Source organism: Flavobacterium sp. (assembly GCF_020217025.1).
Classification (GTDB): Bacteria; Bacteroidota; Bacteroidia; order Flavobacteriales; family Flavobacteriaceae; genus Flavobacterium.
This window is the reverse complement of sequence record NZ_JAIWOF010000126.1, coordinates 1-10,000: the sequence shown is the minus strand read 5'-3', so window position 1 is coordinate 10,000 and position 10,000 is coordinate 1. Positions and strand designations below refer to the sequence as shown.

The following is a 10,000-nucleotide window of genomic DNA, read 5'->3' as shown; positions in this document are numbered from 1 at the left end:
AAGTTTTGGATTGAAGACACATCAATTTCATTCGAAAAAACCGATATTTTCATTGAAAAATCAGTCAACACAAGTTTTGATTTGATGGATACTACACCATTCAAAAGTCTAATCGATTTTGGAAAATTCATGTGGCACGAAAGAGGCTCATTTAAAATGTAATCACATGAAAACAATCGATAGTATTCCAACATCAAAAATTCAACGCGCTTCTAAACTAATTCAAACCGGAGCAAAAGTAGGTGTGAATTACCTTAAATATTACGGAGATAAAATCACCAAAACCGAAGAAGAAGCCAAAGAATCGCTGAACAAAAACAATGCTGCCGACATTTACGACAGTTTAAAGCAACTGAAAGGAAGTGCTTTGAAAGTCGCACAAATGCTGAGTATGGATAAAAATATTTTACCAAGAGCTTACGTAGAGAAATTCTCATTGGCACAATTTTCGGTGCCGCCGTTGTCGGCTCCATTGGTAAATAAAACCTTTAAGAATTATTTTGGCAAACAACCAAACGAAATATACGATACCTTCAATGCCACTTCAATAAACGCGGCTAGCATTGGTCAAGTGCACCAAGCTACCAAGGATGGGAAAAAACTTGCTGTGAAAATTCAATATCCAGGAGTGGCAGAAAGTATTAGTTCGGATTTGGCTTTAGTAAAACCTATTGCCATCAAAATGTTCAACATTAAAGGAAAAGATTCGGATAAATATTTCAAAGAAGTTGAAGACAAATTGATTGAAGAAACCAATTACATCAACGAAGTCAAACAAAGTATTGAAATGGCGGAAGCTTGCCAAAACATTCCAAATTTGATTTTTCCTAAATATTATCCAGAATGGTCATCAGAGAAAATCATTACAATGGATTGGATGACGGGCGAACATTTGTCTGAATTCACTGCTCACAATACCGATGTTGAGAAATCGAATATTTTAGGTCAAACGCTTTGGGATTTTTATATGTTTCAAATGCATAATTTAAGAAAAGTCCATGCCGATCCGCATCCAGGAAATTTCTTAATAACGACAGATACTAAATTAGTAGCTTTAGATTTTGGCTGCATCAAAGAAGTTCCAAATGATTTTTATGTACCGTACTTTGAACTAGCAAAAAAAGAAAATTTAAACAATCCTGAATTTTTCCAATCGAAATTATACGAATTGGAAATCTTAAGAAAAGAAGACGCAAAAGAAGAAGTGGAATTCTTCACAGAAATGTTCCACGAACTTTTAAGTTTGTTCGCTAGACCATTCCACGTAGAAGAATTCGACTTTTCTGATGAAGAATTTTTCGGTCAAATTGCGGATCTAGGAGAACGCTACTCCAAAAACACTGAATTACGTAATATGAATGGAAATCGCGGTTCGAAGCATTTTATTTACATCAACCGAACTTTCTTTGGATTGTACAATTTAATGCACGATTTAAAAGCAACTAAAGTTAAAATCAACAACTTTATTCAATATTAATTTTGCCCCAAGCAATACCTTAAAATCCCTAGCTAAGCCATAATGTTAGGGATTTTTTATTGACATTCACTTCAATCCGTAACAAATCTAAAATTCGTTCGTCTTACTTATAAATCAAAAAACGAACAAACTTGGAAACCATTTTAAAAATCTCGAATCTCCATAAAAAATTCAAAAAAGTACATGCCGTAAACAATGTTTCTTTAGAAATAAAAAAAGGTAATGTATACGGAATTTTAGGACCAAACGGCTCAGGAAAATCAACCACTTTAGGAATTGTATTAAATGTTGTCAACAAAACATCAGGCGATTTTGAATGGTTTGACGGAAGCCTTTCTACTCATGATGCCTTAAAAAAAGTAGGCGCAATCATTGAAAGACCTAATTTTTATCCCTACATGACAGCGGAGGAAAACTTGAAATTAGTTTGTAAAATTAAGAATATTCCTTTTGATAAAGTTAATGAAAAATTAGAATTAGTAGGTTTGTTTGACCGAAAAGACAGTAAATTTAAAACGTTTTCTCTAGGAATGAAACAACGTTTAGCCATTGCTTCTGCCCTATTGAATGATCCTGAAATTTTAATTTTAGATGAACCAACAAATGGATTAGATCCACAAGGAATTCGTCAAATTCGAGATTTAATAAAAATTATTGCAAATCAAGGTACTACTATACTTTTAGCCTCTCACTTACTGGATGAAGTTGAAAAGGTATGTTCTCATGTAATTGTTTTGCGCTATGGAGTAACGCTATATCAAGGCACTGTTGATGGAATGTTAGCCAATGAAGGATTTTTTGAATTACAATCGGATAATCTTGATGCATTAATTCAGGCGATTTCTAATCATGAATCCGTGGATAAAATTGAAGTTCAAGATGGAAAAGCTTTAGTTTATTTAAAAGCACCATTAGAAGCTGGAGAATTGAATCAATATCTTTTTAATAAGAATATTGTTTTAACGCAATTATTAAAACGTAAAACCAGCTTAGAAGAACAATTCTTAAAATTAACCAACTAAACCCATCAAAATGAAACGATTACTCACTATAGAATTACAAAAAATTTGGTTAAATAAAGCGAGCCGAGTTTTAAGCATCATATATTTTCTATCTTTATTTTTATTAGCCAGTATTGCTTTAATTGAATTCGATTTTGGATTTTTTAAATTTGAAGCCGCTAAAAGTGGATTCTTTAATTTTCCTTATATCTGGCATTTTACCACATTTGTAGCCTCTTGGTTTAAGTTATTTTTGGCAGTTATCATAGTTTCAATGGTAGCAAACGAATTTAGTTATGGCACATTAAAACAAAATTTAATCGATGGAATGTCTAAAAAGGAATTTTTACTCTCTAAATTCTACACCATTATTTTATTTTCTTTAGTTTCAACTTTATTTGTATTTGGTATCAGTTTAATTTTAGGTCTAAAATATTCATCCTATACAGAAATGAGTATCATTTTTTCTGATATGAGCTATTTGTTTGCCTACTTTTTAAAACACGTTGCATTCTTCTCTTTTTGTTTATTTTTAGCACTTTTAATCAAGCGTTCTGCCTTCACATTAGGCTTTATATTCGTTTGGTTTTTAGGAGAAAATGTTGGACATGCAATTTTAAAATACAAAATTTTAGGCTACACCCCTAAAGACAAAAATACTGAAGTGATTGATTGGGTTAAAGATGCTTTACCTCTAGAGTCTATGTCTAATTTAATTACAGAACCTTTTACACGATTAAATTTTGTGAAATCTGTTTCAAATACTGTTGGCGCTACTATTGATAAAAATTATCAAGTTCAACCCATTTTTGTTGCAATCGTTCTTGCATGGACATTTATATTTATTTTAACATCTTATTATATCCTAAAAAAGCGCGATTTATAGTATCTTTGACGACGCTATGAATACATTAAAATATACTTTTTTTACTATAATTATTGGGTTTGGATTCCAATTTGGAAACGCTCAAAATATTTCGGTTGATGAAGGTTACACCCCACAAGATTTAGTAGAAGACATATTAATAAACAGCACTTGTGCTAACGTTTTTAATGTTAGTGTTTCAGGCGGAAATTTTGCTTCTGGAGAAAAAAGCTATGGCTATTTTGACGGTACAGGAACCACATTCCCTTTTCAAAATGGTATAATTCTTTCTACTGGAAAAATCAATAATGCGCCAGGGCCAAATTCCTACCTATCCGACGATGGTGGAAGCATGGGTTGGGATGGCGATGCAGACTTAAACGAAGCATTAGGTTTAAGCAATACTTTTAATGCTACTGTTTTAGAGTTTGATTTTATTCCTTTGGGAAATAGAATCAGTTTTGATTATATTTTTTCATCCGAACAGTATCTATCAAGTCCATCTTCTAATCAATGTAATTATACGGATGGATTTGCCTTTTTATTGAAAAGAAATGGAGAGACAAGATATCAAAATTTAGCAGTGGTTCCAGGCACCAATATTCCTGTAAAGGTGAATACCGTAAGAGGTTCTGGAACAATTTGTCCACCTGCCAATCAAGCGTATTTTGATGCTTTCAATGGTACAAATCATCCAACAAATTTTAATGGTCAAACCAAAGTTTTAAAAGCAGAATCTGATGTTATTCCAGGAGAAACCTATCACATTAAATTAGTTATTGCCGACGAAGGAAATTATCGTTTTGATTCGGCTATTTTTCTTGGTGGTGGAAGTTTTAATTTCGGAATCGACTTAGGTGACGACCGCTTAATTGCAACAGGAAATCCACTTTGTCCTGGCGAAACATTAACGGTTGATGCTACTCAGGTTGGAGCAACTGGCTACCAATGGTTTCAAAATACCGTTGCAATTCCTGGAGCTACAAATGCAACTTACACTATTACATCTGCTGGAGATTATACGGTAGATATTTTTTATGGCACCACGTGTTCACCTCCTACCGAAACACTAAAAATCGAATATGCAGAATCGTTAGTAATCAATCAAAATTCATTTACCGAATGTGACGCAGATAATAATCAGGACGGAAAAACAGTTTTTGATTTAGATGCTATCAAAAATCAATTATTCACAAACCTTCCTGCAGGTTATGTCATTTCATTTTTTGAAATACCTACAAGCACAACCGCTTTACCAGTAAATTATACCAATACAATCCCAAACAATCAAACCATTTATGCGAGAATCATGAATGTTCAAAGTTGTTATTCGGATTATCCTGTGAATTTGAGAGTAAATACTTTTGGTACCGTTTTAGTTGATGAAACTATTGGTCTTTGCGAAGATGCTATTTTAACTTTAGATGCTGGAAGCGGATTTACTTCTTACGAATGGAATACAAATCCACCTCAATTCACCCAACAAATTACCGTAAATTCGGGTGGAATTTATGAAGTAACACTAACTAATGCTTTAAACTGTTCAAAAACAAAAACATTTACAATTGAAGCCTCAGGAATTGCAACAATTGAAGACATAATCATTAACGATTTTCGAGAAAACAACTCCGCAACAATTCAAATTTCAGCGTCTAGTTTAGGCGATTATGAATTTTCATTAGATGGTGTTAATTACCAAGATTCTAATATTTTCAGTAATTTGAATGCTGGAGAATATACTGTTTATGTGCAAGACAAAAAAGGATGTGGTATTATTTTCGAAACCTTTTATATCTTAGATTATCCAAAATATTTCACCCCAAATAATGATGGATATAACGACACTTGGTACATAAAAAATCTAGACAAACGAAATCTAGAAAACAGCGTTATTACTGTTTTTGATCGTTATGGAAAATTAATAAAGCAAGTCTCGGGAACCAGCGAAGGTTGGAACGGCACTTTCAATGGCGAAATTCTTCCATCAACCGATTATTGGTTTACAATCGAATTAACAAACGGAAAAACCATTAAAGGACATTTTGCATTAAAACGTTAGGCATAATAATTGCAGAATAGCTTACAAAATAATATATTCGCAGTATGATGCAAATACACGAAATTGAAGCTATAAAATCGCTTTTAGCTACACCTAAAAAAATTACAATTGTACCTCATAGAAATCCTGATGGAGACGCTATGGGTTCTACTTTAGGTTTATATCACACCCTTAAACAATTACAACACGAAGTAATTGTAATGGCTCCAAATGAATTTCCCGATTTCTTAGCTTGGCTACCCGAAAGTGAAAAAGTCATCATTTTTGAACGTAGTTTTGATACTTGTAAATCTATTTTAGAAAAAACAGAATTACTTTTTACGTTAGACTTTAATGCATTACATCGAACAGGTGATCAAATGGAAAATGTGTTAAAAACACTAACTGTTCCAAGTGTAATGATAGACCATCACCAAGCACCAGATGGTTATGCAACCTATACTTTTTCAGATACCACATATGGATCTACTTGCGAAATGGTGTACGATTTGATTTATCAATTGGGCTATGAAAATTTAATCAATAAAAACGTTGCTACTTGTTTATACACCGGAATTGTTACTGATTCGGGAAGTTTTCGTTTTCCAAAAACAACAAGCAAAACGCACAAATGTGTTGCCGATTTAATTGACCGAGGCATCAACAACAGTGAAATTCACAATTTACTTTTTGATAATTCTTCATACAATCGTTTGTTATTGTTAGGTAAAGCACTTCAAAACCTAAAAATGCTTCCTGAATACAAAACCACTTACATCACCTTAACGCAAGATGAACTAAACGAATTTGGACATCAAAAAGGAGATACGGAAGGCATCGTAAATTATGGACTAAGTATCAAAGGAATTGAATTTACCGCTATTTTCATTGAAAACAAAGAAGAAGGCATTATCAAAATATCTTTCCGCTCACAAGGCGATTTTGATGTAAACCAATTTGCACGAAATCACTTTAATGGCGGTGGACACATCAATGCTGCTGGTGGAAAATCTTTTTTAACATTAGAAGAAACTGTACAACAATTTATTGCTATTTTAGCAAAAGAAAAAAAGTAACCACATGAAAATTAAAAATTTATTCCTTTTTGGAGCAATGATTTTCTTAGCAAGTTGTTCACAACAGCAACAAGCCAGAGAACCTATTTCACATACTTCAGGAACTTTTATAAAAGAATCTATCGAGCGAAACAAAGTTTTAATCGCAGATGAAGAAGATTTAATTGAAGCAATAATTAAAAACGATTCACTTAAATCATACATAGCTTCAAATAAAGGCTATTGGTACAAATACGAAACCAAAGTGGAAGAAGTAACACCTTCTCCAAAAAGAGGTGATATTGCTTTCTTTGATTATGAAATAAAAGATTTAAAAAACAGAATCATTTACAACATGTCCGAAACAAAACCACAAACCTATTATGTAGATAAAGAAAACATCATGATGGGATTACGTGACGGTATTAAATTGATGAAAAAAGGAGAAACAGTTACCTTTTTATTTCCATCACATATGGCCTATGGTTATCATGGCGATGACAAAAAAATCGGCACAAACGAACCCTTAATTTGCACAGTAAGTTTAAACGATATTAAAGTAGACACACAAGCTAAAAATTAATAAAAATGAAGATTACCTCAATTTTACTATTAAGTATTGCAACCATTTTTTCTTCTTGTTCAAAATCATATGACAACCTAAAAGAAGGTTTATACGCCGATATCGAAACAACTAAAGGTAACATGATTGTAAAATTGGAATTTGAAAAAGTTCCAAATACCGTTGCTAACTTTGTAACCTTAGCAGAAGGGAAAAATCCATTTGTAAGTGAAGAATTTAAAGGAAAACATTTTTACGACGGATTAAAATTTCACCGTGTAATTGCAGACTTCATGATTCAAGGTGGCGATCCAAATGGAGATGGTTCTGGTGGACCAGGTTATAAATTTAAAGATGAATTTCATCCCGATTTAAAACACTCAAAAGCAGGTATTTTATCTATGGCTAATGCTGGACCTAGCACTAACGGAAGTCAATTCTTTATTACTCACAAGGAAACACCTTGGTTAGATAACATGCATACCGTTTTTGGAGAAGTAGTTGAAGGATTGGAAGTAATCAATACAATTGAAGCTGATGATGTTATTGAAAAGATTACCATTATCAGAATTGGAAATGCCGCTAAAAAATTTGATGCTGTAAAAATTTTCAAAAACTATTATTCTTCTGTTGAAAAAGAAATAAAAGCAGCTGAAGAAAAAGCAAAACAAATTATTGAAAATAAAGTAAAAGAAATTACCACTTTAAAAGCTACGGGTACTAAAACAAAATCAGGATTAATTTATCAAATTATTAAAAAAGGTTCGGGTAAAAAACCAACTACTGGTACCCAGGTCTTAATTCATTATGCAGGTTATTTAGAAAATGGTCAACTTTTTGATACTAGTTATGAAGATGTAGCTAAACTTTATGGAAAATTTGATCAAAATAGAGCTAATCAAAATGGATATGCTGGATATCCTGCTGCAATTGGAAACCTACCTTTTATTCCAGGATTTAATGAAGGAATTGACATGATGAGCTATGGCGATAAGATGATGTTGTATATACCATCAGAATTAGGATACGGACAACAAGGTGCTGGGGATGCAATCCCGCCAAATGCCAACATCGTATTTGAAGTGGAACTTTTAGAATACAAACCAATAAACTAAAAATTATAAAATGAAGAACATTTTTAAAATAGTATTAATTGCATTAAGTTGTATTACTTTTTCAGTTGCTCAAGACAAAAAACAAGAAGGTATTTTTGCCGAAATCAGTACATCTAAAGGAAAAATTGTAGTAGCTTTAGAATACAAAAAGACGCCTATTACTGTAGCAAACTTTGTTTCTTTAGCAGAAGGTAAAAACAGTCAAGTGGCCGAAAAACTAAAAGAGAAACCTTATTACAACGGTTTAAAATTCCATAGAGTAATTGCAAACTTTATGATTCAAGGCGGTGATCCAGACGGAAATGGCTCTGGTGGTCCTGGCTATAAATTCGTAGATGAAATTACCGATTTAACTCATAATGGAGCTGGTATATTATCTATGGCAAATGCAGGCGCTGGAACAAACGGAAGTCAGTTCTTCATCACGCACAAAGAAACAGCTTGGCTAGATGGAAAACACACTGTTTTCGGACATGTTGTTAGTGGTCAAGATGTCGTGAATAAAATTGCACAAGACGATGTAATCAATTCAATTGTGATTATTAGAAATGGTAAAGACGCTAAAAAATTTAAAGCAGAAAAAGTATTTGTAAATTATTTTAGCAAAAAAGAAGAAAACGATAAAGCACAAGAAGTAAAAAACGAAGCTGCAAGAAAAGCTTTTGCTGACATAGCTTTAGCAAATAAGAAAAAACAAGCCGAAATTGAAGCAGCAAAAAGAAAAGAATTAGAGACTAAATTAGTAACTGTTAAAGCCGAAAAAGCAGCTACATTTGTTAGTTTAAAAGCAAATTCTATTAAAACGGCTTCAGGTTTACAATATACCATTACCAAAAAAGGAACAGGCACTAAACCAGCAGACGGAAGTACAATTTATATTCACTATGCAGGATATTTTGAAGATGGTTCTTTATTTGATAGTAGCTACGCAGAAATTTCTAAACAATACGGTAAGTTTGATCAAACTAGAGCCGATCAAAATGGATATGCACCATTTCCTTTCCAATATGGTAGTAAAACTGGATTAATCGCAGGATTTTTAGAAGGAGTAAACTTGTTATCATTTGGAGATAAAATAACTTTATTTATTCCATCTAATTTAGGTTATGGAGAAAAAGGGGCTGGAAATGTTATTCCACCTAATACTAATCTAATTTTCGAATTGGAAATTTTAGAAAGTCAGAATTCTTCTAAATAAAACATAAAAAAGCCGCTAATTAAATTAGCGGCTTTTTTTATACTTACTTGAATTAAAATCTCCAATCAAATTCGTCTTTATCACTAAAAACGGCACCAACTTCAATCTTAACGATTTCATTATAATCTACATGAAAGAATAACCAGTTTTCCTCATTAAAATAACTTGTCATTCCTTCTACTGTGTCGGTTTCAAATGGTTTAATTTTATTTTTTTCTAAAAGAGGAAAAATATCACTCCAATTCTTACCAATTACAGTCGTATTAAATAACTTTACAATTGGATTTGTCGTTGTCATATATCCTAATCTGAAATCTTCTTCTTTGTAAAAAATTAAACGAAGTTTTCTAGCGTTATACATGAACACAACATTCTCTTCTTCATCTTTATATTTTGTATCGGGTTTACCCAAAATTTTAGTAACATCTTGCTCTTTCATTCCGAAAAGCAAATTGTCAATTCCGTATTTTAATTTAATTTCCATTCTTGTTTATGCTAAAAAATCCCGATTTTCATCGGGATTTAAAAATTATGCTATTTTGAAACGTTTTCTATCGTTTTCATTCAAATAGATTTTACGTAAACGTAACGATTTTGGTGTTACCTCAACATATTCATCTTTTTGAATGTACTCTAAAGCTTCTTCTAATGAAAATTTGATTGCAGGAATAATTCTTGCTTTATCATCA

The 10,000-nt window shown here is 32.3% G+C and carries 10 protein-coding genes and 1 pseudogene; 9 read left to right on the top strand and 2 right to left on the bottom strand.

The window, feature by feature from the left end; genetic code table 11:
- The 9 genes and pseudogenes from LDL23_RS06255 to LDL23_RS06215 all read left to right on the top strand — a co-directional run.
- Nucleotides 1–162, top strand: a pseudogene (locus LDL23_RS06255) (TetR/AcrR family transcriptional regulator); the annotation flags it as partial.
- A gap of 4 nt (nt 163–166) precedes the next feature.
- Entirely contained in the window at nt 167–1,477 is a 1,311-nt protein-coding gene (locus LDL23_RS06250) for an AarF/UbiB family protein (protein WP_026724635.1), read from the top strand.
- A gap of 131 nt (nt 1,478–1,608) precedes the next feature.
- The gene (locus tag LDL23_RS06245) at nt 1,609–2,499 is read left to right on the top strand and encodes an ATP-binding cassette domain-containing protein (protein ID WP_026724634.1); all 891 of its coding nucleotides are present in this window, start codon (nt 1,609–1,611) and stop codon (nt 2,497–2,499) included.
- Between the two features lie 10 nt (nt 2,500–2,509).
- On the top strand, nt 2,510–3,364 hold the full coding sequence (locus LDL23_RS06240; protein WP_026724633.1) for an ABC transporter permease subunit: 855 nt from the start codon (nt 2,510–2,512) through the stop codon (nt 3,362–3,364).
- A gap of 16 nt (nt 3,365–3,380) precedes the next feature.
- The gene (locus LDL23_RS06235) at nt 3,381–5,402 is read left to right on the top strand and encodes a T9SS type B sorting domain-containing protein (protein WP_291264938.1); all 2,022 of its coding nucleotides are present in this window, start codon (nt 3,381–3,383) and stop codon (nt 5,400–5,402) included.
- Nucleotides 5,403–5,446: 44 nt separating this feature from the next.
- A complete protein-coding gene (locus tag LDL23_RS06230) occupies nt 5,447–6,457 on the top strand; it encodes a bifunctional oligoribonuclease/PAP phosphatase NrnA (RefSeq protein WP_291264937.1) in 1,011 nt (336 codons plus the stop codon).
- A 4-nt stretch (nt 6,458–6,461) separates the two neighbouring features.
- Nucleotides 6,462–7,019: a gliding motility-associated peptidyl-prolyl isomerase GldI gene (gene gldI / locus LDL23_RS06225; protein ID WP_291264936.1), complete on the top strand. Its 558-nt coding sequence runs from the start codon at nt 6,462–6,464 to the stop codon at nt 7,017–7,019.
- Between the two features lie 5 nt (nt 7,020–7,024).
- Nucleotides 7,025–8,113: a peptidylprolyl isomerase gene (locus LDL23_RS06220; protein ID WP_291264935.1), complete on the top strand. Its 1,089-nt coding sequence runs from the start codon at nt 7,025–7,027 to the stop codon at nt 8,111–8,113.
- Nucleotides 8,114–8,123: 10 nt separating this feature from the next.
- On the top strand, nt 8,124–9,311 hold the full coding sequence (locus LDL23_RS06215) for a peptidylprolyl isomerase (protein ID WP_291264934.1): 1,188 nt from the start codon (nt 8,124–8,126) through the stop codon (nt 9,309–9,311).
- Between the two features lie 52 nt (nt 9,312–9,363).
- On the opposite strand, the gene LDL23_RS06210 is transcribed toward LDL23_RS06215, so the two are convergent.
- A complete protein-coding gene (locus tag LDL23_RS06210) occupies nt 9,364–9,795 on the bottom strand; it encodes a hypothetical protein (protein WP_291264933.1) in 432 nt (143 codons plus the stop codon).
- 45 nt (nt 9,796–9,840) lie between these two features.
- A partial coding sequence (locus LDL23_RS12650; protein WP_366935480.1) for a hypothetical protein occupies nt 9,841–10,000 on the bottom strand: 160 nt, incomplete at its 5' end.